General features: G+C 41.9%; 24 protein-coding genes. 20 read left to right on the top strand and 4 right to left on the bottom strand.

The annotated features are described in order from the left end of the window. Positions 1-88: 88 nt before the first annotated feature. Complete coding sequence (locus tag IGI54_RS11010) at positions 89-1,099, bottom strand: alcohol dehydrogenase catalytic domain-containing protein (RefSeq protein WP_430620711.1); 1,011 nt, start codon at positions 1,097-1,099, stop codon at positions 89-91. A 208-nt stretch (positions 1,100-1,307) separates the two neighbouring features. On the opposite strand from IGI54_RS11010, the gene IGI54_RS11005 reads away from it, so the two are divergent. The 7 genes from IGI54_RS11005 to IGI54_RS10975 all read left to right on the top strand — a co-directional run bounded on the left by IGI54_RS11005 (position 1,308) and on the right by IGI54_RS10975 (position 7,475). Further along, on the top strand, positions 1,308-1,934 hold the full coding sequence (locus IGI54_RS11005; protein ID WP_430620710.1) for a DUF1054 domain-containing protein: 627 nt from the start codon (positions 1,308-1,310) through the stop codon (positions 1,932-1,934). 321 nt (positions 1,935-2,255) lie between these two features. Next, entirely contained in the window at positions 2,256-3,725 is a 1,470-nt protein-coding gene (locus IGI54_RS11000; protein ID WP_313630628.1) for a BglG family transcription antiterminator, read from the top strand. A 1-nt stretch (position 3,726) separates the two neighbouring features. Beyond that, positions 3,727-4,221 carry a PTS sugar transporter subunit IIA gene (locus tag IGI54_RS10995; RefSeq protein ID WP_430620709.1) on the top strand — a complete coding sequence of 165 codons (495 nt, stop codon included), beginning with the start codon at positions 3,727-3,729 and terminating at the stop codon, positions 4,219-4,221. Between the two features lie 22 nt (positions 4,222-4,243). Beyond that, entirely contained in the window at positions 4,244-4,558 is a 315-nt protein-coding gene (locus tag IGI54_RS10990) for a PTS fructose transporter subunit IIB (protein ID WP_313630662.1), read from the top strand. Between the two features lie 36 nt (positions 4,559-4,594). Beyond that, complete coding sequence (locus IGI54_RS10985) at positions 4,595-5,680, top strand: PTS fructose transporter subunit IIC (protein WP_430620708.1); 1,086 nt, start codon at positions 4,595-4,597, stop codon at positions 5,678-5,680. 23 nt (positions 5,681-5,703) lie between these two features. After that, a complete protein-coding gene (locus IGI54_RS10980) occupies positions 5,704-6,555 on the top strand; it encodes a class II fructose-bisphosphate aldolase (RefSeq protein WP_430620707.1) in 852 nt (283 codons plus the stop codon). A gap of 20 nt (positions 6,556-6,575) precedes the next feature. Further along, positions 6,576-7,475: a ketose-bisphosphate aldolase gene (locus IGI54_RS10975; RefSeq protein WP_430620706.1), complete on the top strand. Its 900-nt coding sequence runs from the start codon at positions 6,576-6,578 to the stop codon at positions 7,473-7,475. 42 nt (positions 7,476-7,517) lie between these two features. Here IGI54_RS10975 and IGI54_RS10970 read toward each other — a convergent pair whose 3' ends face one another. Continuing rightward, on the bottom strand, positions 7,518-8,675 hold the full coding sequence (locus tag IGI54_RS10970) for a macrolide family glycosyltransferase (RefSeq protein WP_430620705.1): 1,158 nt from the start codon (positions 8,673-8,675) through the stop codon (positions 7,518-7,520). Positions 8,676-8,775: 100 nt separating this feature from the next. Beyond that, positions 8,776-9,318 carry a biotin transporter BioY gene (locus tag IGI54_RS10965; RefSeq protein WP_313630632.1) on the bottom strand — a complete coding sequence of 181 codons (543 nt, stop codon included), beginning with the start codon at positions 9,316-9,318 and terminating at the stop codon, positions 8,776-8,778. A gap of 233 nt (positions 9,319-9,551) precedes the next feature. Between IGI54_RS10965 and IGI54_RS10960 the strand changes: the two genes are divergently transcribed. The 5 genes from IGI54_RS10960 (at position 9,552) to IGI54_RS10940 (ending at position 14,290) form a co-directional block, all read left to right on the top strand. After that, positions 9,552-10,370, top strand: a complete 819-nt coding sequence (locus tag IGI54_RS10960; protein WP_430620704.1) for an efflux RND transporter periplasmic adaptor subunit — start codon at positions 9,552-9,554, stop codon at positions 10,368-10,370. Beyond that, on the top strand, positions 10,367-11,053 hold the full coding sequence (locus IGI54_RS10955) for an ABC transporter ATP-binding protein (protein ID WP_430620703.1): 687 nt from the start codon (positions 10,367-10,369) through the stop codon (positions 11,051-11,053). Before IGI54_RS10960 ends, IGI54_RS10955 begins: the two co-directional genes overlap by 4 nt. Continuing rightward, a complete protein-coding gene (locus IGI54_RS10950; protein ID WP_430620702.1) occupies positions 11,043-12,257 on the top strand; it encodes an ABC transporter permease in 1,215 nt (404 codons plus the stop codon). Before IGI54_RS10955 ends, IGI54_RS10950 begins: the two co-directional genes overlap by 11 nt. 387 nt (positions 12,258-12,644) lie before the next feature. Further along, complete coding sequence (locus IGI54_RS10945) at positions 12,645-13,586, top strand: sulfurtransferase (RefSeq protein WP_430620701.1); 942 nt, start codon at positions 12,645-12,647, stop codon at positions 13,584-13,586. Continuing rightward, the gene (locus tag IGI54_RS10940; protein WP_430620700.1) at positions 13,586-14,290 is read left to right on the top strand and encodes a TVP38/TMEM64 family protein; all 705 of its coding nucleotides are present in this window, start codon (positions 13,586-13,588) and stop codon (positions 14,288-14,290) included. Before IGI54_RS10945 ends, IGI54_RS10940 begins: the two co-directional genes overlap by 1 nt. Positions 14,291-14,376: 86 nt before the next feature. Here the strand turns inward: IGI54_RS10940 and rpsD are convergent, their stop codons facing one another. Beyond that, on the bottom strand, positions 14,377-14,988 hold the full coding sequence (gene rpsD / locus IGI54_RS10935; protein WP_071862970.1) for a 30S ribosomal protein S4: 612 nt from the start codon (positions 14,986-14,988) through the stop codon (positions 14,377-14,379). 496 nt (positions 14,989-15,484) lie between these two features. Between rpsD and IGI54_RS10930 the strand changes: the two genes are divergently transcribed. The 8 genes from IGI54_RS10930 (at position 15,485) to IGI54_RS10895 (ending at position 25,516) form a co-directional block, all read left to right on the top strand. After that, the gene (locus IGI54_RS10930; RefSeq protein WP_313630636.1) at positions 15,485-16,264 is read left to right on the top strand and encodes a Cof-type HAD-IIB family hydrolase; all 780 of its coding nucleotides are present in this window, start codon (positions 15,485-15,487) and stop codon (positions 16,262-16,264) included. A gap of 337 nt (positions 16,265-16,601) precedes the next feature. Continuing rightward, positions 16,602-17,717, top strand: a complete 1,116-nt coding sequence (locus IGI54_RS10925) for a DUF4352 domain-containing protein (protein WP_430620699.1) — start codon at positions 16,602-16,604, stop codon at positions 17,715-17,717. Next, on the top strand, positions 17,710-18,792 hold the full coding sequence (locus IGI54_RS10920) for a hypothetical protein (protein ID WP_430620698.1): 1,083 nt from the start codon (positions 17,710-17,712) through the stop codon (positions 18,790-18,792). Before IGI54_RS10925 ends, IGI54_RS10920 begins: the two co-directional genes overlap by 8 nt. 182 nt (positions 18,793-18,974) lie before the next feature. After that, positions 18,975-19,769: a TIGR00282 family metallophosphoesterase gene (locus tag IGI54_RS10915; RefSeq protein WP_216430581.1), complete on the top strand. Its 795-nt coding sequence runs from the start codon at positions 18,975-18,977 to the stop codon at positions 19,767-19,769. A 19-nt stretch (positions 19,770-19,788) separates the two neighbouring features. Next, a complete protein-coding gene (locus IGI54_RS10910) occupies positions 19,789-20,175 on the top strand; it encodes a YlbF family regulator (RefSeq protein WP_430620697.1) in 387 nt (128 codons plus the stop codon). A gap of 167 nt (positions 20,176-20,342) precedes the next feature. After that, positions 20,343-22,898, top strand: coding sequence for a DNA mismatch repair protein MutS (gene mutS, locus IGI54_RS10905; RefSeq protein ID WP_430620696.1), 2,556 nt, complete (start codon positions 20,343-20,345; stop codon positions 22,896-22,898). A 37-nt stretch (positions 22,899-22,935) separates the two neighbouring features. Further along, a complete protein-coding gene (gene mutL, locus IGI54_RS10900) occupies positions 22,936-24,933 on the top strand; it encodes a DNA mismatch repair endonuclease MutL (protein WP_430620695.1) in 1,998 nt (665 codons plus the stop codon). Between the two features lie 31 nt (positions 24,934-24,964). Further along, positions 24,965-25,516 (top strand): Maf family protein, encoded by a 552-nt coding sequence (locus IGI54_RS10895; RefSeq protein WP_430620694.1) that lies wholly within the window; start codon positions 24,965-24,967, stop codon positions 25,514-25,516. Positions 25,517-25,550: the final 34 nt, after the last annotated feature.

Below are 25,550 nucleotides of genomic sequence, written 5' to 3'. Positions count from 1 at the left end.
GAGGAGGTTAATGGGTATGAAAGGAGGGTTAGTTCGGCTTGACACTCTAAAAGACAACATAAAAAATCTCGTTTTGGAAAACGAGATTTTATTCATTCACTAAGACAAGGTGGCGGAAGTTGGGATTGTTTTCAATCAATTTGTGGGCACCGTAAAAATTTTTATCGGAGAAACCATTTAATTGCGCGGTCAGAATCGATCGCAACAGTTTCTTTTCCCACATATAAACTAAGAGCTCCATAATTTCACGGGAATAATTGATGCCTTCATCACTGGCGAAGGCCGTATCTAAAAATTCCTCGCAATAAAAATTTAGAAAATCAGGGTCGAGGTCTTTGTATTTTCTTTTCACGAAATGCAGTAACAAGATCTTGGCGGAGTCTTTAAATTCTCCTAATTGATCAAAGCTTTTTTCTTTTTCCGTATCTAGGTTGATGACATAATCGATCGGTGTCAGCTCTGCTGCACTCAATTCCTGCGAAAGATTGGTGGATTGAGAAAAGACCGTGTCGGCCCCCATATTCTTGATCCAGATCTCAGAATTATTTTTGTCGATAGTAGCGGCGACATTCAACCCCGCCCACTTTGCTAGCTGAATAATCGTTGCCCCTAGTCCGTCAGAAGTGTTCAAAATTAATAAATTCCCCTGATTTTTTCCGGGCTTAGGAGTTAATTTTAATTGCTTGAACAGTACCTCAAAGGCTAGGAAAAAACTATAAGAAAAAGCGGCGGCTTCATCTGTGGGAAAAGAGTCAGGTAATTTCACGACGGAACGCCCATCGACGATCTGAAAATTACTGTAGCTTCCGTATTTTCCTACCTTGTTCACATACAGCACCCGATCACCGACATTCAAATGGGGATGGTTACTGCCCATGCGGGTGATGATGCCAACACCACCGAAGCCAAGGATATAAGGTTTTTTTGGTCCTTTGATGTGCTGTCTGATCTGCGTGTCTAGCGTACTGATAGAAATAGCGGCGATTTTTATCATTAAATCATTTTCCCGCAGCTTTGGGAGCATGATTTTGTAGTGTTCAAATTTTTTGTCTTCTTTTAAACGAAATTTTTTTTCGAACCCAATGGCGTCTGAAATCATTCGTTTCACCCTCCTCAGAAATAAATTTCTGATTCATTACTAACCAAATTCCTACCTATAATATACTTGATTTAACAAGGAGAGGGAAATAATTTCTTTAAAAATAAAAAAGTTTGCAACTTTTTTTGTGAATTTTTCGAATAGTTGTTTGCTTCGTTAGCTGATATACTAACGATGAGCGATTACTGAAAACGAGGGGGCTGTATTATTGTTTACCGAAGAAAGTTTTAAAGTTTTTGAAGTAGCTGGATTAGATCAACGAATGGCGAAAATCCGAAAAGAGATCCAACCGACTTTTCAACAATTAAATGAAGTTTTTCAACAGGTCTTGGAGCCGTTGTTAGCTGAAAAATTATTTATCCACATCGCGCAACATCGTCGCCGCACGACCAACCCACCTGAAAATACGTGGTCGGCGTTAAGCCGACAAAAACGCGGCTATAAGATGGAGCCGCATTTTCAATTAGGGATCTGGCCAGACTATGTTTTCATGTGGCTGTCTTGCATCGATCAGCCAAAAAATGAACAAGCAATCGCCCAGAGCCTATTAGATAACCAAAAACTCTTTACTGCGTTATCACCAGATTTTGTTTTGTCTGGCGATCATACGAAGCCGAACATTATGGAGCTGTCACCAGAAAATACAGAAAAGCTGTTGAAACGGTTCCGAGATGTGAAAAAGGGTGAATTTCAAGTTGGGCGAATCATCAAAAAAGACGATCCATTATGGCAAGATCCTGAAGCAGCCCAAGCCTATATGGTGGATACTTATAAACAATTAGTGCCGATCTACCAAATGACCAAGCAAGCGAGTTTTGCACAAGTGGAAAACTAATCTGGCCAATAAGGACGATTGTTTTAATAGGATTGAGGAAAAGTATTTTTGTGGATGTAGTGAGCAGTTGCAGTGGACAGCGATTTTTTCGCTGTTTTTTTTATCGATTAAGGCCGGGAACAGCTTTTCAATAGAATTGGTTAAGCTAAAGCGTTTTGCAAACTCTTTAAAAGGAGACCGGTTATACCGAGGAGAAGTTATTTTCAAAAATATTCACAGAAGTTATTGAAAGCGGTTTATAAAAATGTCCATTTCAATGGACATAAGAAAAAATTTATTTCCACGAAAAAAGGCTATATTAAGGACAAGGAGGTTGACAAAATGCAGCTAAGCAAACGCGAAACACAATTGATCGAACTGTTTATCAAACATGGGATGACACTCACTGCTCAAGAATTAGCTGAATTTGCCAATGTTTCTACGAAAACGATTTATCGAACAATCAAAAGAATTAATGAAGCTTCCGATATAGGTGAGCTTGTCTCAGCTGAGGTCGGGAAGGGTTTTTGTTTAGATTATGATAATTATTTAAAAGAAAGCATTCGTAAACGAGGCGAAGAGATCGTCCAAGGTCCTTTAGAAAGACGAAATACAATTTTATTGGAGTTGTTATTTAAATCGCCGAAGAAGGTTTTGGTTAAGGACTTATTTGAAAAATATTATATCAGCGACACGGTAATCAATAATGATTTGGTACGGATGAACGCATTTTTGCTGGAGCATCAATTATCGTTGATTCGAAAAGACCAAAGAATCTCGATTGAAGGAACGGAAAAAAATATTCGTAAGGCGGTCAATCATTTGATCAGCGCGACTCGTGTTTGGGAGGAAGACTTTTCCACACAACAAGAAAAAATTAGTTCCTACGATATCAATTTTATTACCTCATTATTGGAATACATCGAACGAAAATTGCAAAACGGGATTGCTTATCCTTATAACAGTAATATTTTTTCTCACATCTATATTCTGATCAAGCGAGTCCGCGAAGGAGAAATCCATGAAGACACGTGTGCCGAATTATTGGACCCAGATGAAGAAGAATTGATTACGCAATATGATCAGCTATACCAACTTTCGCGGATGGTGATCGTGAAGTTGAACCATTACTTAAATATCGTGTTACCAGAAAGCGAGACGTTCTACTTATTTCAATATCTGATTTCTTCTCGAATGGAAAAGGAGCCAATCAATTTGAGTCGGAAATCCAAAGAAGCATTGACGATCACTGATTTTTTTGCCAGCGAGATGAGTTGCTTAATGGGTATGAAAGTGGATCATCAGCCCAATCGACAAGATCTATATGAGCATATTGATCCCTTATTGTATCGTTTAAAAAATGAGATCATCGTAAAAAATGACTTATTGGGAGACATCAAGTTAGAGTATCCAGAAATTTTTCAACAGGTCCAACAAGTCAGTCAAGCCGCAGAAGACACGTATCAACTGAATAAAATTTCGGAAGATGAGATCGGCTTTTTGACCTTGTATTTTGTGAAATACAAAGAGATGCTACATTCAAAGAAACGCGTGTTAATCATGTGTAGCAGCGGTGTGGGCACATCGGAGCTGTTAAAAGTAAAGGTTCGCAAAGCTTTTCCAGAGTTGGAGATCGTAGACGTGCTATCGGCTCGAAAATTCTCAAAGGCACCAGAAAAATATCAGAATATTGATTTAATTCTGACGACCGTTAATTTAACAATCGAATTGATGATACCAACGATTTTAGTGAACTCCGTATTTACCAAACAAGACGAAAAAAGAGTCAAAGAGATGTTAGGAGAGATATGAGATGACAGCAGAGAAGATGATGAATGATTTTAGTATTGGTGATGTGATTACAGAGGAACTGATCCAATTAGAAATGAAAGCGAAAACAAAGGAAGAAGCAATCCACGAATTGACACGTTTATTGATGGCAAATGGCGATATTGAGGACGAAGATGTCTTTGCGGCCGATGTTTTTCAACGGGAAGCAGAGGGCATGACCGGAATCGGGAATGGGATCGCGATCCCTCACGGAAAATCAGATAGTGTGATCAAAACCTCGTTAGTAGTCGGTAAAGCGATCGCGCCGATCGAATGGGAATCAATCGATGAAAAGCCCGTTCAAGTAGTCATTCTATTCGCGGTAAAAGATACAGACGCCAATACGATGCATATCAAGTTGCTGCAAAAAGTCGCGATGCTACTTGCAGACGAAGACTTTATTGAAAACATGATCAATGCTCAGACGAAGGCCGAAATGCTGGAATTATTATCAAAAGACCCAATGGAAGAAGAATAAATAGAATATGGAGGAATAAATGATGAAAATTGTTGGAGTCGCAGCTTGTACGTCTGGAATCGCTCATACGTACATTGCCAAACAGAAATTGGAAAAAGCAGCTAAAGCGTTAGGTCACACAGTACACATTGAGACCCAGGGGACGATTGGGACGGAAGATGAATTGTCTATGGAGGAAATTAAAGCAGCTGATGTTGTCATTATTGCAGCCGATATCAAGATCGGTGGGAGAGATCGTTTTGAAGGAAAAAAAGTAGTTGAGATCCCAACCAGCATGGTGATTAAAGCACCCAAAGGTTTAATCAATAAGATCGAAGAGGAAATCGTGAAAGCGTAAGTATCAATTTTTAATATGAATAAGGAGATGAATGAAATGTTTAAGAAGCTTCAATTGAAAAAGCATGCTCTGACGGCAATCTCGTACATGCTGCCGGTTGTTGTGACAGCTGGGTTGTTGATCGCGATCGGAAACTTAACTGGCGGTGGGGTCATTGAGGATTACAAAGCGGCTTACTCTGTTCCAGATGCGTTAGTTTCCTTGGGTGTCTTGGGGATGGGGCTATTGGCTCCCGTAATCTCAGGCGCGATTGCGTATTCAATTGCAGATCGTCCCGGAATTGGACCAGGTTTGTTCATGGGATTAATCGCTAATTCTATCGGCGCTGGATTCCTAGGTGGGATGTTAGGTGGTTACTTGGTTGGGTTCTTTGTATTGTTCCTAGTGAAAAATTTGAAAGTTCCTACTTGGGCACAAGGATTGATGCCGATGATGATTGTTCCGCTCTTATCTACATTAGTTATTGGGCTATTGATGTTCTTCGTCATTGGTGTGCCAATCGTTTGGGCAACCGAAGCACTGACAGATTTCTTAGTTGGTTTGCAAGGCTCTGGGAAATTCCTCTTTGGTTCGATCGTTGGCGGGATGGCGGCCTTCGATTTCGGTGGTCCTGTCAACAAAGTCGCATCACTTTTTGCCGATGGGATGCTACTAGAAGGAGTGCAAGAACCAGAAGCGGTGAAGGTACTGGCTTCAATGGTCCCACCCTTTGGTGTCACGATCTCTTGGGTCTTATCTAAAATTTTCCGCAAACCGAAATATTCAAAAGAAGAGCAAGACAATATCAAGATCGCTTTTCCAATGGGCCTTTGCATGATTACAGAAGGCGTTATTCCAATCGCGGCAGTGGATCCGTTGCGTGTGATTCTTTCTTGTACCGTTGGTGCCGCAATCGGTGGTGGATTAAGTATGTCATGGGGTGTCGGCTCGCCAGTTCCTTCTGGCGGTGTCTTCATTATCCCAGCCATGACTGATCCAATGAGATTTACTTTAGCGTTATTGATCGGTTCGGCGATTACCGGCGTTCTACTATTCGCGTTGAAGAAAGCACCGGTTGAAAACGAAGTTAAGGATGACGAAGAAGAGGAAGAGGTAGATTTTTCTTCGATCAAGATTTATTAAATAGAAAAAAGGAGACTTGTTGAATGTACGTTTCAATGAAAGAGATGCTGCAAAAAGCCAATCGTGAAAACTATGCGGTAATGGCGATCAACTGCTTCAATTTGGAAACAGCGAAGGCTGTGATCGAAGCGGCGGAAGAAATGCGCTCCCCTATCATCGTCGATCTGCTGCAAGACCATTTGAAGGAGCACTTAGATATTCGCTATTTGACTAAACCAATCATTCGGATGGCAAACAACACCAAAGTCGAGGTCGCGATCAATTTAGATCACGGACAGGATGTCGCGTTTGTGAAGCAATGTCTCCATGAGGGATTTTCCAGTGTCATGATGGATGCCTCGATGTATCCGCTGGAAGAAAATATTCGGATCACGAAAGAGATGGTGGAGCTGGCGCAAATCTATAATGCCAGTGTAGAGGCCGAGGTTGGTGATATGGGGGCGGTAGCCGGGGATCATTTTACCAATGACGAGATGTATACCGATCCAGATGATGCGATCCGCTTCATTAAAGAGACCGGTGTTGATTGTTTGGCGCTGTCCTATGGTTCCAGTCACGGGGACTATCCAGAGGGGTATGTACCGGATTTCCGGTTCGATATTGTGGAAAAAATCAAAGCCGCTACTAAGTTGCCGTTAGTTTTACATGGTGGATCAGGAGCTGGAGAAAAAAATATTCTGCGTTCGATCGAATTAGGCATCAACAAGATCAATGTCGGTTCGGATTTTATGAAGGCGCAAAAGGATTTCCTTCAAAAACAATTAACTGAACAGCCAGAAGTGGATTATCCAACGCTGGTTCATCAATCAATGGGCGCAGGAAAAGAAGTTGTCAAACGGTACATCGAACTTTCGGGTTCTAAAAATAAAGCATAAAAGAATGGAGATCAAGTCAAATGTTAATTAATATGAAGCAAATGTTAGCAATCGCCAAGGAAAACAAATTCGCGGTAGGAGCCTTCAACGTCGCAGATAGTAATTTTTTACGAGTAGTCATCGAAGCGGCGGAAGAAAATGACGCACCAGCGATCATCGCCGTACATCCAACCGAATTAGATTTTACAAAAGATGAATTTTTCCAATATGCCGTATCTCGTGCTAAAAATAGTTCTGTTCCATTTGTTATCCACATGGATCATGGGGATAACTTAGCCAGCATCATGCGCGCTATCCACTGTGGATTCAGCTCGGTGATGATCGACGGATCGTTACTGTCCTTTGAAGAAAATATCGCAGTTACAAAAGAAGTTGTGGATGTTTGTCATAAGATTGGGGTTTCGGTGGAAGGCGAGTTGGGAACGATCGGTAATACCGGAACTTCGGTTGAAGGCGGCGTGTCAGAAGTGATTTACACAAAACCAGAAGATGCCGAAGAATTTATTGAAAAAACTGGGATTGATACATTAGCCGTAGCCATCGGAACAGCCCACGGCATTTATCCAAAAAATATCAAACCAGAATTAAAAATGGATGTCTTGCAAGAAATTAAAGATAAAGTCGATATCCCGCTAGTCTTACATGGTGGGTCAGCAAATCCAGATGAAGAAATCGCGAAAGCCGTTCAAATCGGCATCCAAAAAGTCAATATTTCTTCGGATTACAAATATGCTTTCTATAAAAAATGTCGGGAGATTCTTTCGACGACTGAATTATGGGACCCGAATGCAATCTATCCCGAATGTATCGATGCGGCGAAAGCTGTCGTGAAACAAAAGATGGAACTTTTTAATTCCATCGGTCAAGCCGCTGTTTATCGTAAAGAAAGCATACAGCCTTGGAGACACGAACAAAACTAAAAGCAAAGCCGCGCTCTTAATCGCTAAGAGCGCGGCTTCGTTTTATTCCGCATATTTCTGAATGGCATCCACCGCTTTTTGATAGCCGCCAGCAGCCAAGAAGGATTGCTTGATCTGTTTTAAATTGGATAAATATTCAGGTTCTACCTGAACCTTTTCCACCGCCGTTTTCAATTCCAAACTATCCACCTGTTGATAATCTAGAGAAATCCCCGCGCCGAGTTCTACCAAACGCTTTGCTAGTGCCGGCTGATCCGCTCCCATTGGTAAGGAAACAAAAGGCACTTCATTTAAAATCAAATCATTCATACTGTTCAGGCCATTATGAGTAATCGCGACATCGGCGTATTTCAAGACCTCATTTTGTGGAATATAATCTTGCACGATAAAATTTTCAGGAATCTCCAAGTTTGCCAAACCAACTTGATGGGCCGCCATCACTACTAAATAATCAGAATCCCCAAACGCTTCAAATACTTTTTGATAGATTTCTGTTGCAAAATCCCCAAAGATTGTTCCGAAAGAAACATATAGAACATTTTTAGCAGACTTCAAGCGCTCAATCGGAAAGTCTGTGAGATCTTCCAAGCGTTGGTAGCTGTCTGCACCAACCAAAACATATTTCTCGTCAAAGAAGGCCCGATCTTCTTCAGGTAGAAAATAATCTGAAGTAAAGACTAGATTTAAAGGCTCGACATTAAAAATCAAATCAAAAAAGCGAGGAGGCATCTTTACATTCAGTGTTTCCGCGATCTTTTTTGCTTCCAGCAAATAGGCGTCATTCATTGCTTTAAATTTTCCAGCTAAAGGTGTTTTATCTGGCTCCATAAAATTCTTCATGCCCATAAAGACCGCCAGCATGGAGACAGCAGGGAGCATCAAGTACTCTGCGATTTGTTTGCTAAAGGGCATCGCGATGGAATGGATCACATAATCAAAGGTCTCATCCTCAATCTGTTGCAGAATATCTTGAATCAGATCCAAACCGTGATCCAATAAAACGTTAAAACCATTCTTGAAAATATTCAGATCATAATGATAGGGACGGTAAGAGGCCCCTGCTTCTTCGATTTTCTCACGAAATTCTTCGCTAGAAAAATAAACGACTTCTACACCTCGAGTGCTTAATTCTTTTACTAAACCTAAAGATGGGTTTACATGTCCATGAGTAGTTACATTTAAAAATAAAACTTTTGTCATAAGTCTCGCTTCTTTCATGATTAATCAGGTTACCTTACGGAAAAACATAATAAGGTTACCTGATTAAAAAGTCAAGAAAAAAATTCCCATTGCTGAGAATTTAACGATACACATAATTTGTAAATGACAATCTGCGTCCAAGCAGCACTCCGAGATAGCCTGCGGCCAAGGCTTTGATCACTCCTGGCAAGATAAAAGGAATCATTCCTGCGGAAAAGGCAGCATCCCACGGTAAGTTTCCACTAAATTTCAACCAGAGGGAACCGAAGATCAGTGTAATGAAAGCACCAATCACGTTGGCTAAGATTGACCAGAAATAATTAAATTGTGCCTTCTCTAAAATCCATCCGGTAAAATAGGCCTGAAAAATGAAGCCAACCAAAAAGCCACCAGTTGGTCCAAAAAAGCTAGCGATCCCTGCAGCACCACCTGCTAGGACAGGTAACCCGATCATTCCCATCAGTAGATAGATCGCAACAGCTATCGTTCCGGTTTTTTTGCCTAAGATGGTGACCACAAAGCCAACCGCGAAGGTCTGGAGGGTCAAAGGAATTGGACCCAATGGGATGGTAAACTGAGCTAAAACACTAATTACTGCCGCAAATAATCCGGCCAAAACAATTTCTCGACTACTTAATTTCATAAACTCACTCTTTCGTTAACATATTATTTTTAATTGGTTAACGAAAGTATAGTACAAGGTTAACCAGATGTAAATAAAAAAATAAACGCATATAAAAAAACAAATGTTCTTCGGTCTAAAGTAGTAGTCAGACTTTATACTTTCGTTGGAAGTAGCGCACGATGCTTTCCTCTAAAATTTAAAGAGTAAAAGCGATTACGAAATTTTTTTAACGAAAGGAATGGAGTCGAAAAATGAAAAAAATAGTTATCGGTATAGGTGTGTTGGTTGTTGCGGGGGCGGGCTTTTTGCTCTATCAGAATACTCAAGCGAAAGCAAAGGAAGACACCTCAGTAGAAATGTATCAAGTCAGCAAACAAACACCGTTACATTTAAAGGGACAGGTGCAATCAACCAAAAAACAAACCGTTCTAGTGAACTCTGAAAAGGGACCAATTCAAACCATTCACGTAGCTGAAGGCGATCATGTGACAAAAGACACAATTTTAGTAACTTATCGTTGGGGTGAAGTAATCCGTGCCGCCAATGATTCGGTCGTGACTTCTTTGAACGAAGACGCGAAAAATGATCCGCAGCAAGCCTTGATGGTTTTAAAAAGCGAAGAATCGGCGATTAAAGGAACAGTGACTGAGTATGATCGTTCCAAAGTAGCTTTGAATGAACCAATCGAGATCAAATATGCCAACAACGAGAAGACGGTCAAAGGCAAGATTACCTCTTTGGCAGAAATGAACAACGAGCCGTCGAAAGAAGAAAAAACCAGTTTAGTAACGTATAATTTTACCGCTGTTCCAGATGAGACGATCCCGGTCGGCTATTCGGTGGAATTATTGATCCCCCGAAATGAGATCCATCTGCCATTGAAAAGTGTGATAGAAAAGGACGGGGCATACTTTGTTTATACGGTGGCAAATAATAAAGCCAAAAAACAGACAGTAACTGTTGAAAAGGGTAACGGTTATTACGTTTTACGAACAGGGTTAAACGAAAATGACAAAATTATCAAAGCGGCGGAAGACGTCAAAGACGGGATGGATGTGACCGTTGAATGATCGTGATGGAGAAAATCAATAAATTTTACACAGCCGATCAGGAACAGATTCATGTCCTAAAGGATATCAGTCTAACGATTGATGAGCATGAGTTCGTGGCGGTCATGGGACCGTCCGGCTCAGGCAAATCGACTTTGATCAATACGATCAGTTTTTTAGACGGTGATTTCGAAGGAACTTACCGCTTTGAAGGAGAGGATGCCTATCGATTTAATGATGAGAAACTGTCAGCATTGCGAAATAAAGCGGTGGGCTTCGTGTTTCAAGCCTTCCAGTTGATCGAAAACAATACGGTGATGGAAAATGTGGCGCTGCCGCTGCAGTACGGCGGCATGAAGCAGAAGCAAACGAAATCGTTGGTGATGGAGGCGTTACGAAAAGTCGGAATCGCCGATAAATACAATAAACTGCCGAAGCAGCTTTCCGGTGGCCAGCAGCAGCGGGTGGCGATTGCGCGGGCGATCGTTGGCAATCCAAAATTTATTGTAGCGGATGAACCGACGGGGGCCTTAGACAGTCATACGTCCGAAGAAATCATGCAATTATTTAAACAGTTGAATGAAGAAGAAAAAGTCACAATCTTGATGGTGACCCATGATCCAGATGCGGCGGCTTATTGTCGACGAGTCATTACGGTGAAGGATGGCGAGATCTTGGAAGAAGGTGTTGCACATGCGATTTAGCGAAGTTTGGAAAACCGCCTTCAAAGCTATTGGTAAAAATAAACGACGTAGCTTTTTAACGATGATCGGTTTGATCATTGGTGTTTCGGCGGTGATTACCGTCTTTTCTATCGGTCGGGCCTTTGAAAATTACGCTTCTGAATTTATCGGCTTGGATCAATTTGATGGCAGTGTCGGCTATACTTTTTCCCCTAAAACGGATGAGTTCAGCGAAAATGGCCTGGATGGATTTACGGAAGAAGATATCAGTCGGGTAGAAAGTATTCCTGGCGTGCAGTCCGTCAGTTACTATGATAATTCTCGTAACGGCGTCAAATACGCGGATCAGAACTTTGACGAAGTTGGGAACGATGGCCGTTGGAATTGTTTTAAATTATTAAAAGACCATGGCAGCAAAGTGGTTTATGGCCGATCAATCCAGCCGAGTGATTATTATAATGAAAATCCAGTTGTCGTGATCGATCAAACTGCCGCAAAAACGATTCAGAAGGACGAGCCACAATCCCTAATCGGTCAAAGCGTCACGATAGGCGGTCATTTATTCGAAGTCGTGGGCATCATGGAAGATCGTAATGGCGGATCAATTGTTTCGACGCAAGAAGATTATGTGGTGGCTGAAGTACCGGAAAATATTTTTGAAAGTTATTTCAATTCAGAAGATCGCAGCATGATCCAAGTGAAATTAAATCAGAGCGCCAACGTCAAGAGCCTTTCCAAAGAAGCTGAGGACACGCTGAAAAAATATGGTACTTGGAAGGAACTAGGTAGCTATAAGACAGAAGATTTGGCTGGACAAGTCGATCAGTTGCGCATGCTGCTAACGAGTATCACTTTATTAATCTCGGTGATTGGCGGAATCTCATTATTTATCTCAGGGATCGGAGTCATGAACATGATTTACATCTCCGTCTCTGAACGGACGAAAGAAATCGGTGTTCGGCGAGCAATGGGTGGTACAAAGGGAAATATTATGATGCAATTTCTACTGGAGGGTATTTCACTGACTTTAATCGGTGGAACGATCGGCTATTTGATCGCGATGCTACTGGGCTTTGCAATCAGTCTGTTCACCCCACTAGCTGTTCGGCCAGATTTGTTTACAGTTACGCTGGCCTTTGGTCTATCGGTCGTGATTGGGATCGTCTTTAGTTGGCTGCCAGCCAAAAGTGCAGCGAAAAAAGATATCGTTTCCTTATTACGTTGATTCAATTAAAAAGCCGTCCACAAACGAAAAATTTGCGGACGGCTTTTCTAGTTTTATCAATGCATATTTACAATAAAAAATTTGGATAATGAATCATTGATTAGATTAGGCAAATCATATTGTAAATGGCGAAAGCGTTTTATATACTTGAATGAAGAGCATGGTCGAGAGGAGGAGAGAAGAATGATAGGTCATAGGTGACTATGCGTAGTAGGCAATCTTAGAGTCTCTAAGAAAGTAGATGCAGAATTCTTCCCTCCAAACGGTCTTCTTTAGGTATATGTGTGATCTTTTTCACTTTTAGAAGCCATTTGGAAGCATACGGGGGTATGTTTCTTTTTTGTGGATTTTTTTTGCTTCAAGGGGGCCTCTAGTAAAAAATGACAAATGAATGGAGAAAAAAATGAAAAAATTTTTGACAGGATTGTTGGTACTAGTAACATTAGGCTTAACTGGGTGCAGCGGCAGCGGAGGGTCACTGATGCCAACAAAGCAGCCAAAAAAGAGAGTGCAGCATTTACGGGAAAATACATTGTAGATGCCGATTATGTGAAGAAAAATTTAGATTATCTTATTTTAATCGATGCTCGCGGCGAAGAAGAAGCCGGTAAGGGAACCATTAAAGAAGCAACAGCGATTGGCTGGCAAAACCTCGCCTCTGTTGAGGAGGGAGCTTCTGGCGATGAAAATTGGGGGTTAATCTTGGAGCCCGCCGAGCTTAGCAAACGCTTGGGGGAAAAAGGGATAGCGAAGGATAAAGAGATCATTCTATTTGCAAATGCGGCTAAAGGCTGGGGTGATGACGGACGGATTGCTTGGGAATTATTGGCGGCTGGGTATCAGGATGTCAAGCTAGTCGATGGTGGCTTTGCCGCTTTGGCAAAAGCTGGTCTTAAAAAGGATTTTGAAAGTACAAACCTAAAACCTGTGGAAGTGAAGATCGATTCGATTAATCAAGAACATCTTATTCGGACAGAGGAATTGAAAAAGGATTATGATGAATACAAAGTAGTTGATGTTCGAGCAGATAAAGAATACAAAGGCGAAGTACTTTATGGCGAAGCTAAAGGCGGGCACTTGCCCGACGCGATCCATTTGCGCTATACAGACCTATTTGCTAAAAATGGTAAATTAAAGAGTAAAGAAAAATTAACCCAACTTTTTGAAGACGCGGGCTTAGCAAAAGAAGATAAGATCGCAACTTATTGTACAGCCGGAATTCGTTCTGCTTATATGGAGCTAGTGATGGAAATGTGCGGTTTCAAACAAGTAAAAAATTATGACGGCTCATATTATCGTTGGGCCAAAGTTGAGGACGTTGAAAAATAATGAGGAAAATGAACAAAAGGAAAAGCGCGCGGATTTTTTTGATAGTAGTTATTCTTTTAGCGGTGCTGAGTTTTTATTTCATACCAGCCTTTCGAACGAAGGTAACCCAAATTTTAATGCTGTTTCGTTCCATGAACGTCGATAGTATTATCGGCTATCTGCGCTCCTTTGGAATTTGGGCAGTCGTCATCTCGTTCTTATTGATGATGTTCCAATCAATCATCGCACCATTGCCGGCTTTTTTGATCACCTTCGCAAATGCCGCGGTTTTTGGTTGGTGGCAAGGAGCGTTGTTGTCATGGACCAGCGCGATGGCTGGTGCTTTGGTGTGCTTTTACATCGCTCGGATCGCCGGACGAGATATCATTGAAAAAATGAACAAAAATTTTTCACTGGAAACAATTGATGAATACTTTGATCGATATGGTCGCCATACGATTTTGATTTGTCGTTTGCTGCCCTTCATTTCTTTTGATTTTATTAGTTATGCCGCGGGGCTAACGGCAATCAAACCACTTCCATTTTTAATCGCTACCGGATTGGGGCAATTACCGGCGACGATCGTCTATTCTTATGTCGGTAGTAATCTGACTGGCAATACTAAGACGATTATGTTTGGTCTGTTGAGTATGTTCGCTTTATTTATCGCAATCTATGTCTGTAAACAAATTTATCAAAACCGGCAAGTGAAGACAGAGAAATAAAAAATGCCCGCTAATGCAGCGGGTATTTTTTTGAGATGCAAAAAACACTCAAGTCCAATTAAGAACTTGAGTGTCTGTAAGAAGTCTTACATTAATTTGTTGTAGAATTCAACGACTAATGATTCGTCGATTTCTGGGTTGATTTCATCACGTTCTGGTAAACGAGATAATGAACCTTCAAGTTTTTCAGCGTCGAAGCTTACGAAAGCTGGACGGCCAACTGCTGATTCAACTGCTTCTTTAACAGTAACCATGTTTTTAGATTTTTCACGAACACCGACAACTTGGCCGACTTCAACTTCGTATGAAGCGATGTCAACACGTTTGCCATCGACAGTTACGTGACCGTGGTTTACTAATTGACGAGCTTGGCGACGAGTTGAAGCCAAACCTAGACGGTAAACAACGTTATCTAGACGACGTTCTAGTAAGATCATGAAGTTAACACCGTGTTTACCTTCTTTGATTTTGCTAGCGCGTACAAATAAGTTACGGAATTGACGTTCGTTTAATCCGTAGATGAAACGTAATTTTTGTTTTTCTGACATTTGCAAGCCGTATTCAGATTTCTTGCCACGGCTGTTTGGTCCATGTTGACCTGGTGCATATGGACGACGTGCTAATTCTTTCCCTGTTCCTGATAATGAAATACCAAGACGACGAGATTGTTTCCATGATGGTCCTGTATAACGAGACATTAAAAATTCCTCCAATAAATTGTTTTGGAGTAAAATAATCCGTTGAAAAATTCATATCCGTGTAGTTCGTTCTTCAATCTTCGCCTTCGCAGCCGCGGTTACGCAATTGAACCAATTACTGGCAACGAACTGGGGACGGGCTATTATTCTTCTGCTGCATTATTTTACACAATCGTCAGTATAACCGATAAAGGGTCGCTGTGTCAAGCTTGGCTATTGCCTTTTCGGGAAAAATGTGTTAATTGTTGGGGGCTGACTAAAAACGATTACTTTTTTTCGATGAAGGCGAAATTATTGAATATAAGAAAGACAATCTTTTTTTGCAAATTCTCTGAAATTTCTCTACAATGAAGTGGTTAACAGAGATTATTTCGTAAAACGATCTGTTGGCAATAGGAATCCAGTATCAATAGAGTGAGAGTTGTTTAATTTGCAAGTTTCACCAGTAGTTCGTCCGTAAGCGGACAACAAATACATATAAATGGAGAGATAAATTTTGGAAAGAAAATTAATCGCACTAGACATTGATGGTACCTTGTTGAGTAGTCAAAGAAAACCTTTGGACAGCACCGTAAAAGCTTTGAAGTCTTTGCGTCAAGCTGGGCATCTAGTGATTATTGCGACAGGCCGTTCACGCTTGTTGGCAGGCGACGTGATCCATCAGTTAGGTTGTTCGAATTATATTATTTGCAACGGCTCGGCAGCATTTCTCGATCACGAACAAGTCTACAAGCACACACTTGATCGTGAAGCGTTGACGCGAATGATTGATTTTGCTAGTGAACGTCAAGTGGATGTCGCCTTATTCGGCTTAGATTCATTTGCCCGTGTGACAAAATTCGACGTACCGACAGTCTTAGACGCGATGGAATCCTTTGGTCAAAAAGCCCCAGGTTATGACGCCAATTATTTTTCCGAACATGAAGTGTATCAAGGCTGTGCTTTTTATGATCAGTCGATGGATGAAGAATTTTCGCAAGCCTTTCCAGAATTTCGTTTGGTTCGTTGGCATGAGCATAGTGTGGATATCATTCCAAATCCAGGCTCTAAGGCGCAAACGATCATGGCTTTAGCGAAAAAAGTAGGGATCAAGCCGGAAAACATTGTAACCTTTGGGGATGGCAACAATGATATTGAAATGCTGAATCTAGCCGGAACCGGCGTAGCGATGGGAAATGCCTCTGCTCACGTGAAGGAAGCGGCGAATATCGTGACGGATACTAATGACCGCGATGGCATCTATAAAGCTTTACGCCAATTAGAATTGGTCCACTAATCCGCAGTTAAAAAGAATCGAGAGAAATCTCGGTTCTTTTTTTGTTTGGAGTCGTTATGGTTTTTTCAAAATTGAATCCATTGATTAAGTCGAAAATAAAGTTTTATTAGACGATTTGCGTTAGTTTTCCCCAAAATACCCAGCAGCGAGCTGAAAGATATGACAAATTAAGCAGATATCCAGCTTATAAAATTATTTCTTTTCCTTGTTTTTTTAAGAAATCACCTCACACTGTTAATTTCTTTATTCATATTGACTGAACCGATATTCAACGTTTATCATATAAATAAGGAGTGTTTTTTTAAGATGGGATTTTAGGTATAAAGGAGGAGAAAAAATGAAGAAGCAACGAGTGTTAGCGGGATTGATTTTATTAAGCAGTTTGTTGTTCACTTTCACCGCATGTTCCGGGGGCGAAACAAAAAAAGCGGAGAAAAAAGCAAGCACGGCGCAGACATCAAAAGTTGAATTAAGCGTGGAAGGTGGGAACTACATCATTCCTGATGGTGAGAAGGTCGATGATGAGACGGGCTTTTTAGCGTTAGAGGTCAAGGTTAAGAACAAATCGAAGGACAAGTTAGAGGTCTCCTCGAATGATTTTGCATTGTACGATAAAGAGGGCAAGAAGGTTTCTTCCGAACACGTCTATGATTCTAACGATCATTTCAAGGTGATGAGCAGTGAGAGTTTATCAGAGGATAAGAGCTTTACGTCGCCGTTAGTTTTTGAGGTGGAAAAGGCCGGCGAGTACGAGCTTCATTACAAGCCGACCTATTATTCCGATGAAGAGCAGGATGACGGTATCGAATTAAAATTAAACACGAAAGAATATACCGATGATACGAAAGCGGTAGAAGCGTTGACCAATCAATATGTCACAGCTGTTTTTTATGGCTCTGATGAAGTCAAAGAAGCGGACAAAAAAGCCGCCGGCAAATTGACATTAGCCAATGATTTGGAACAAGAGCAAAAAAACTTCAAAGAAGAGGGCGTGAAGGCGTTGAAGGAGTCCTTTTCAAATTACGAGCCGTCAACCGCAGAATTAGAAAAGGTGATCACCCAGCTGCAAAACACCAATAAAGAAAAAGGCCAAGTCACATACAGCTTCAAAGAATTTTTCCCGACCTCGGCGGTTGTTTATGTACGGCCGGAAGTGGTGCTCTTAGATGATGTGGATACGAAGGCGATCACGGAGAAATTTGTTGAAGAAAATAAAGGCAAGTACACCGACTACACCAGTGTTCGGCGAGATGCGGAAAAATATTTGCTGCAGGAATTGCCGGCAAAAATCAACGAGACCCCGATCAATACTGACGACAATATGAGTGGTGAAGGCTATCAAGTCAAGCTAGAGAAAAAGGATGATAAATGGGAGCTCAATTCATCTAATGAGAGCAGAAATTATTATTTCCAATCAATGAAGGAGACCTTTAGAGGCGGGTTAAATGACTAAAATCAAGGAATCGCTGGTCATCGCATTTGTGATTGTTCTAGGTATCGCAGCTGCTGTGACCGGCTATTCCAGTTACAAAAATGGTGAGGAAGCCACTGTTGAGCGCCTAGCGCAGGCGTTACTTAAAAATGATCAGACGACGATCAAAAAATCCATGCCGACTTTTTCAACGAAACAAAAAATTTCGACTGGGACCCGCAAAATGTTCCAGTACCAGATTCGCAAGCTGAAAAGCAAGGAGCAAGTCGTCGCGTTTTTACAGGATGAGGATCATTTTTCAATTAAAAAAGGAGCATCGTTGTTTGAACCGGCAAAAATCTACCCGATTCCCCGCACGATCGAGTTAGAGCTGCCGCAAGAAGCGCGCTTAAAAGCGCGACTGCAAGGGCGTCCAATCGTTGGCAACTATGACGAGGAATGGCGTAAGGTTACTTTTGGTCCTTTTTTATCTGGCGAATATGAATTAACTTACGAATTGACTCATCCTAAATTTGGGCGGCACAAAACCAAGGAAAGGATTGATTTGAAAAAGACGGATCAGCGTGTGACTATCAAGGGAAATAATCTCTATGATGGCAACGCGGCGTTTCAACAGCATCTACTGGCTTCTGCGGTAAATTATTTTGATTCCATGAATGAAGCGATTCGCAATGATTTAAACGTTTCTCGGATGACCGCCTCAAAGGAGCATAAAGAAAAGCTGCAGCAAAGCTTTGAAAAGCTGAAGCCCTATATGGAGAATTTCCAACAGAGCTTCCAAACCATCCAAATTGATTGTGATTCGATCGCTGTCAACCGAGCTCAAACAAAAGTACAGTTGGATTTGTATGTGGATCTTAAACGTTCAATGAAATTGATCGAAGAAACCGGAATTGATGAAGCATTGGTTTCCGACAAACAAAACGCAATCGCTCACTTTCTTTATGATGAGGAGCAGAAAAAATGGCTGATCGATGAACTAATCTTTGATACGTTTCAGCAAGATCCGAAAAAATGGGAACAGTCGAAAAGTTATCGTGGTCAAGCTGAGAAAACGGCGCAATGGAGTAAAACTAGCGGCGGCAATGTCGTATAAAAACTGTGGGAGACCGCAGTTTTTTTGTGCATTAAGGGAGAATCACGGTCCTCATTTTAATTTTTTTCAAAGGAAAAGGCGCGATCAGCAAAACTTTTTATGGAGCAACGAAGGAATCTTTTATTTTCAAGCAAAAACAACTATAATGAGACAAGATGCTTAACTAGAGAAGGGGAAAAAAAGTGCGCTTACTATTTATCGGGGATGTTGTTGGGTCGTTAGGTCGGCAGATGTTGAGTGATTATTTGCCACGATTGAAAAAGAAATACCATCCGCAGCTAACAATCGTTAACGGCGAAAATGCAGCAGCGGGTCGCGGAATCACAGAAAAAATTTATAAGAAATTTTTACAAGATGGTGTTGATGTCGTTACCATGGGTAACCATACCTGGGACAATCAAGCGATTTTTGATTTTATTGGCGACGCAAAGAAAATGATTCGGCCGGCAAATTTTCCAGTGGGAACACCGGGAATGGGTCATTTATACGTAAAGGTGAATGATCTAGAGCTGGCAATCATTAATCTGCAAGGCCGCTCCTTTATGGCTGACCTAGACGATCCTTTCCGAATTGGTGAGCAATTGATTGCTGAAGCACAGAAACGCACGCCTTATATCTTCGTTGATTTCCATGGCGAAACCACTAGTGAAAAGCAAGCGATGGGCTGGTTTTTGGACGGTCGTGCATCCGCAGTCGTCGGGACCCATACCCATGTTCAAACGAATGACGCACGGATCTTACCGAAAGGGACGGCTTATTTAACGGATGTCGGCATGACGGGACCTTATGATGGTATTTTAGGAATGAAAAGAGAGCCGATCATCGAAAAATTCATGACCGCAATGCCTCGTCGCTTTGAAGTAGTTGAAGATGGTCGCGGTATCTTATCTGCTTGTGTGATCGACCTTGATAAAAATGGTCACGGGAAAAAAATCGAAACGATCCTAATCAATGAGGATCGCCCTTTTAGAGAATAAAAAAATAAAGAGGTATGAAATGAATTTGGAAAAAGAAGCCGCCGTTGAAGCGGCTTTAAATGATTTAACCGCATTATTGAAAGAAAATGAGGTCATCATTGACTATCAGCGGGTGCAAAAGCGAGTAGCAGAAAGCGACACCCTCAAACAATTGGAAGACGAAATCAAGGAAGCGCAAAAAGCTGCGGTCCAGTATGCCCATTATGGCAAACCGGAAGCAGAGAAGGCTGCCTTAAAGGAAGCAGATCGGCTGACGAAGGAATTCGACCAGCACCCGCTAGTTACGGCTTACCGAGATCAATTAGTGGAAGCCAATGACCTGTTGCAACATTTGACGCACATGATTCAAAAAGAAGTCAATGATACTCTTGAAGCAGATGATTTTGAAACAGACAAGTCGAAGTAAGTAGCAACTTTATTTTTATATAAGAAAATAAATTCATTAAAACGAAGTAGGATGCCAGTTCTTCTGCTTGCTTTAGTAAGGATAGTAGAATGGTATACGTGCTGAGCATCAGACTTATTTTTCCATAAGAAAAATAAATTCATTAAAACGAAGTAGGAGGAGCATTCATGCCTCAAAAAACGAAAAACACGCCAATGATGGAACAGTATCTGGCGATCAAGGAACAATACAAAGACGCGTTTTTATTTTATCGTTTAGGCGACTTTTATGAGTTGTTTAACGAAGATGCGATCAAGGTTTCACAGCTATTGGAATTGACATTGACCAGTCGTAATCGTAATGCGGATGATCCAATTCCTATGTGTGGCGTGCCCCATCATTCTGCTCAAGGCTATATCGACACTTTAGTGGAGCAAGGCTACAAAGTCGCGATCTGCGAACAAATGGAAGATCCTAAGCAAGCAAAAGGCATGGTTAAGCGAGAAGTTGTTCAATTGATTACGCCGGGAACCTTAATGGACGGCAAAGGCATCGAAGCCAAAACCAATAACTTTTTGACGGCGGTCACTCAAGTAAACGATCAATTTGGCTTTGCTTACGTGGATCTCTCTACGGGTGAGCTAAAGACCGCACTATTACACGATGAAGAAGCGGTCATGAATGAAGCCACCGCCTTGCAAACGAAAGAAATCGTCTTAGGTAGTGAGATTCCTGAAGGTCTGCAAAAAAATCTAGCTGAACGATTAGGCTTGGTTTTTTCTAAGCAAGAAATGATCGAAGATAATGCGGAATTTAGCTTTTTGACCGCAGATATCACTGAGGATTTGGAAAAAGAAGCGACAGGCAAGTTGTTGACCTATTTGTCGGTGACGCAAAAGCGTAGTCTCGGTCATATCCAAAAAGCGGAGGAATATCAGCCGGAACATTTTTTGAAGCTGGATTATTTTTCAAAAACCAATTTAGAATTAACGCGCTCAATTCGGACTGGAAAAAAACAAGGCACGCTTTTATGGCTATTAGATGAAACAAAAACTGCGATGGGTGGTCGTTTGTTGAAACAATGGATCGATCGTCCGCTGATTCAAAAACGTCAAATCAATGCGCGCCAAGCAATGGTAGCTTCTTTATTAGCCGCCTATTTCGAGCGGATGGATTTGAATGAGGCGTTGACGAAAGTCTATGACTTGGAACGCTTAGCGGGTCGCGTGGCTTTTGGGAATGTCAACGGCCGGGATCTGATCCAATTGAAAACTTCTTTGATGCAAGTGCCCCAAATTCGTCAATTGCTAAGTGGGATCAATCAAGGAGAATGGAACGATCTTTTAATCGATATGGAGCCGATGGATGATTTAGTTGAGTTGATTGAAAAAGCGATCAATGATGAAGCACCATTGCAAATCACAGAAGGCAATGTGATCAAAGATGGCTACGATGAGCAATTAGACCAATACCGTGAAGCGATGACCAACGGAAAAACCTGGCTGGCTGAATTGGAAGCGCGGGAACGTCAAGAAACGGGGATAAAAACGCTAAAAGTCGGGTATAATCGTGTCTTTGGTTATTATATCGAAATCACCAAATCAAACCTTGCCAACTTAGAAGAAGGCAAGTATGAGCGGAAGCAAACGTTGGCCAATGCGGAACGTTTTATCACACCAGAACTAAAAAAATTAGAGACCTTGATTTTAGAAGCAGAAGAAAAATCAGTGGCCTTAGAATACAATTTATTTTTAGGTGTACGGAACGAAGTTAAAAAAGCCATCACTCGCCTGCAAAAATTAGCGAAAAGTTTGAGTGCCACGGATGTTTTGCAAAGTTTTGCGGTAGTCAGCGAACGGTATCAATATGTTCAGCCAACGATGGAAGTCGGAACCCATAATTTACAAATCAAAGAAGGCCGTCATCCAGTTGTAGAAAAAGTGTTGGGCCATCAAGAATATATCCCAAACAGTGTTCACATGAGCCCCGATGAAATGTTGCTGCTGATTACTGGGCCAAACATGTCTGGTAAGAGTACCTATATGCGTCAATTGGCGCTGACGGTGATCATGGCGCAAATGGGTTGTTTTGTTCCAGCGGAAAGCGCCCAGCTACCGATCTTTGATCAGATTTTTACCCGGATCGGAGCCAGCGATGATTTGATCGCTGGTCAATCGACCTTCATGGTGGAAATGATGGAAGCCAACCAAGCGCTGCGACATGCGACGCCAAACAGTTTGATTTTATTTGATGAACTAGGTCGTGGAACGGCGACCTATGATGGAATGGCTTTAGCGCAAGCGATTATTGAGTACATCCATAAAAACGTGAAGGCTAAGACGTTATTTTCGACCCATTATCATGAATTGACCGTTTTAGAAGAAAGCTTGCCGCAATTAAAAAATGTACATGTCGGTGCTGTGGAACAAAATGGTGAAGTCGTCTTCCTGCATAAATTAATGGACGGTCCCGCTGATAAAAGCTACGGGATTCACGTAGCGAAAATCGCCGGCATGCCGACCGAATTATTGTCGCGGGCGGCAACGATCCTATCCGCCTTAGAAGCGGATACGCCGGTTCAAAAAAATGTGGAGATTGCTGAAGAAAATGAACAGTTGTCCTTGTTCAACGAAGTTTCGACTGCTGAATTAGGTGTGGTGGACAGCATCAAGAAAGCCAATCTGCTTGAAATGAACCCAATGGAAGCATTAAACTTCCTGTATGAATTGCAAAAACGGATTTAATCCTAAAGAGTGACAAAGGAAAACGAGGTGGAAGTCGATGGGGAAAATCCAAGAATTATCTGAACGTTTAGCCAATCAAATTGCCGCAGGGGAAGTCGTGGAACGCCCTGCGTCAGTCGTCAAAGAATTAGTGGAAAATGCCATCGATGCCAAAGCAACACAGATCGATATTTTGATCGAAGAGGCCGGCTTGAAAAAAATTCAGATCGTTGATAACGGCGAAGGAATCGAGCAAGGGGATGTTGAGAACGCGTTTAAACGGCATGCCACTAGTAAGATCCACAACCGCGATGATTTGTTCCGAATTCGAACGCTGGGGTTTCGTGGTGAAGCGTTGCCGTCGATCGCCTCCGTTTCCGAGATGACATTGGAAACGGCGACCGCGGATGAAACGCAGGGCTCGTTTCTTTTTCTAAAAGGTGGCAAGGTCGAAGAACAACGCCCGACTTCTTTGCGGACAGGTACGAAGATCACGGTGGAAAATCTTTTCTTCAATACACCGGCTCGCTTGAAATACGTCAAGAGCCTACAAACTGAATTATCGAATATCGGCGACATCGTCAATCGGATGGCATTGAGTCATCCTCAGGTCGCTTTTCGTTTAGTCCATGACGGACATAAAATGTTAAGTACTAGCGGCAGCGGCGAGTTGAAGCAAACGATCGCCGGTATCTACGGCGTGGCGACGGCAAAAAAAATGCTGAAAGTCGAAGCCAAAGACTTAGACTTTACATTGAATGGGTACGTCTCGCTACCGGAAGTCACGCGAGCCAGCCGCAATTATTTATCGGTCATCATTAATGGCCGCTATATTAAAAATTATGCGCTGAACAAGGCGATCATCAACGGCTATCAGTCGAAATTAATGGTGGGGCGTTTTCCAATCGCAGTATTGGAGATCACGATGGACCCGTTATTGGTTGATGTGAATGTCCATCCAACCAAGCAAGAAGTCCGTTTATCCAAAGAAAAAGAATTGATGGACTTGATCAGCCGAGCCATTGCAGAAAGTTTGCGGCAGATCAACTTGATTCCTGATGTTGGGGAAAATCCTAGCTTCAAACGGAAAGTCGAAAGAATCCAAACGGAGCAATTAGATTTGCCTTTAGAAGAACAGCCGAAGAAAAAAAGTGATTTGAATTACGATCCAAAGACTGGCATTTTTTATGTTGAACCAAAAGCAGAAGAAACGTTGGAGGCAGAGGTGCCGATTTCATCGGAAATTCCGGATACAATCTATTCAGAGCCTTTGAGTTCAGCAGTGGAGCACGTTTCACTGGTGGAAGAAACGCCAGCATCGCATGTTGCTGAAATTGCTGATGAAGAGGAAATGTTTGACGAAGCGGCCAGTGCCGACCATCCAGAATTTGATCTAAGTACACAATATGGTGAGAAAGTGATCGAACAAGCCATTAACAAGTTGGAGCAGGAACAACCAAAGGAACGGTTTCCGATGTTGGAATACTTTGGTCAGATGCATGGCACTTATTTATTTGCTCAAAGCAAAGACGGCCTGTACATTGTCGACCAACATGCCGCGCAAGAACGGATCAAGTATGAATACTTCCGAGAAAAAATCGGCGATGTCTCTGATGATTTGCAGGAATTATTGGTGCCCTTCGTATTGGATTATCCCAATAACGACGTCATCAAGCTGAAAGAGCAGACAGAATTGCTGCAAGAAGTCGGGATTTATTTAGAAGAGTTTGGTCCGAATAGCTTTATCGTGCGAGCACATCCGACTTGGTATCCGGCGGGTCAAGAAGAAAGTATCATTCGCGAAATGATCGATATGTTGTTGATCACTGGTTCAGTCAGTGTCAAAAAATTCCGTGAAGCAACGGCGATTATGATGAGTTGTAAACGATCCATAAAAGCCAATCATCATTTAAATGAAGCGCAGGCGCGGGTGTTGCTGACGGATCTTGCTCAATGTGAGAATCCCTTTAACTGTCCCCATGGCCGACCGGTGCTGATTCATTTTAGCAATAGCGACATGGAGCATATGTTCAAACGCATCCAAGATCCTCATTAATAGAAAAAAACGAAGGAAGGCCTGTGACTAAATGACAGTTATTTTAGCCTCACAATCCCCAAGAAGACAAGAATTGCTGCGTTGGTTGATTCCAGCGTTTGAGATTCAACCAGCCGATATTGATGAAGACGTAAAGGAACAATACACACCAAAGGAATATGTCATGGAAATGGCGCGTCAAAAAGCGGCGGTGGTAGCTGAAAAGCATCCCGAAGCACTTGTCATCGCCAGTGATACCGCGGTCGTTCTAGGAGAAAAAATTCTCGGCAAACCGAAGACTCGTGAAGAAGCCTTTGAAATGTTGTCAAGCATGAGCGGTGGCAGTCATTTGGTTTATACTGCGGTAATGATCCGTCAAGCAGATAAAAGCGAAGAGCAATTGACCGCGGCGAAGGTCACTTTTTATCCCTTAACCGAAGAAGAAATCAATCGCTATTTAGACAGTGATGATTATAAAGACAAAGCTGGCGCTTACGGTATCCAAAATGGGGCGGGGGTCTTCGTGGAAAAAATCGAAGGCGATTATTATAGTATCGTTGGTTTCCCTGTTGGTGCTGTGAATCAAATGTTGAAAAAATTTTAAGTTAGCGGCGCGTCCATTCAGTTGGCGCGCCTTT

This window comes from Enterococcus sp. DIV0800, from assembly GCF_050559735.1.
Classification (GTDB): Bacteria; Bacillota; Bacilli; order Lactobacillales; family Enterococcaceae; genus Enterococcus_A; species Enterococcus_A devriesei.
This window is presented reverse-complemented; position numbering and strand designations above follow the sequence as displayed.

Bases quoted from the DNA above. Each gene is read 5' to 3' on its own strand.
- IGI54_RS10920 (WP_430620698.1), top strand. From the start codon at position 17,710: ATGACTAAAATCAAGGAATCGCTGGTCATCGCATTTGTGATTGTTCTA.
- IGI54_RS11000 (WP_313630628.1), top strand. From the start codon at position 2,256: ATGCAGCTAAGCAAACGCGAAACACAATTGATCGAACTGTTTATCAAA.
- mutL (WP_430620695.1), top strand. From the start codon at position 22,936: ATGGGGAAAATCCAAGAATTATCTGAACGTTTAGCCAATCAAATTGCC.
- IGI54_RS11010 (WP_430620711.1), bottom strand. From the start codon at position 1,099: ATGATTTCAGACGCCATTGGGTTCGAAAAAAAATTTCGTTTAAAAGAA.
- IGI54_RS10965 (WP_313630632.1), bottom strand. From the start codon at position 9,318: ATGAAATTAAGTAGTCGAGAAATTGTTTTGGCCGGATTATTTGCGGCA.
- IGI54_RS10995 (WP_430620709.1), top strand. From the start codon at position 3,727: ATGACAGCAGAGAAGATGATGAATGATTTTAGTATTGGTGATGTGATT.
- IGI54_RS10975 (WP_430620706.1), top strand. From the start codon at position 6,576: ATGTTAATTAATATGAAGCAAATGTTAGCAATCGCCAAGGAAAACAAA.
- IGI54_RS10955 (WP_430620703.1), top strand. From the start codon at position 10,367: ATGATCGTGATGGAGAAAATCAATAAATTTTACACAGCCGATCAGGAA.
- rpsD (WP_071862970.1), bottom strand. From the start codon at position 14,988: ATGTCTCGTTATACAGGACCATCATGGAAACAATCTCGTCGTCTTGGT.
- IGI54_RS10940 (WP_430620700.1), top strand. From the start codon at position 13,586: ATGAGGAAAATGAACAAAAGGAAAAGCGCGCGGATTTTTTTGATAGTA.
- IGI54_RS10990 (WP_313630662.1), top strand. From the start codon at position 4,244: ATGAAAATTGTTGGAGTCGCAGCTTGTACGTCTGGAATCGCTCATACG.
- IGI54_RS10925 (WP_430620699.1), top strand. From the start codon at position 16,602: ATGAAGAAGCAACGAGTGTTAGCGGGATTGATTTTATTAAGCAGTTTG.
- IGI54_RS10970 (WP_430620705.1), bottom strand. From the start codon at position 8,675: ATGACAAAAGTTTTATTTTTAAATGTAACTACTCATGGACATGTAAAC.
- mutS (WP_430620696.1), top strand. From the start codon at position 20,343: ATGCCTCAAAAAACGAAAAACACGCCAATGATGGAACAGTATCTGGCG.
- IGI54_RS10960 (WP_430620704.1), top strand. From the start codon at position 9,552: ATGAAAAAAATAGTTATCGGTATAGGTGTGTTGGTTGTTGCGGGGGCG.
- IGI54_RS10910 (WP_430620697.1), top strand. From the start codon at position 19,789: ATGAATTTGGAAAAAGAAGCCGCCGTTGAAGCGGCTTTAAATGATTTA.
- IGI54_RS10945 (WP_430620701.1), top strand. From the start codon at position 12,645: ATGAATGGAGAAAAAAATGAAAAAATTTTTGACAGGATTGTTGGTACT.
- IGI54_RS10985 (WP_430620708.1), top strand. From the start codon at position 4,595: ATGTTTAAGAAGCTTCAATTGAAAAAGCATGCTCTGACGGCAATCTCG.
- IGI54_RS10980 (WP_430620707.1), top strand. From the start codon at position 5,704: ATGTACGTTTCAATGAAAGAGATGCTGCAAAAAGCCAATCGTGAAAAC.
- IGI54_RS10950 (WP_430620702.1), top strand. From the start codon at position 11,043: ATGCGATTTAGCGAAGTTTGGAAAACCGCCTTCAAAGCTATTGGTAAA.
- IGI54_RS10895 (WP_430620694.1), top strand. From the start codon at position 24,965: ATGACAGTTATTTTAGCCTCACAATCCCCAAGAAGACAAGAATTGCTG.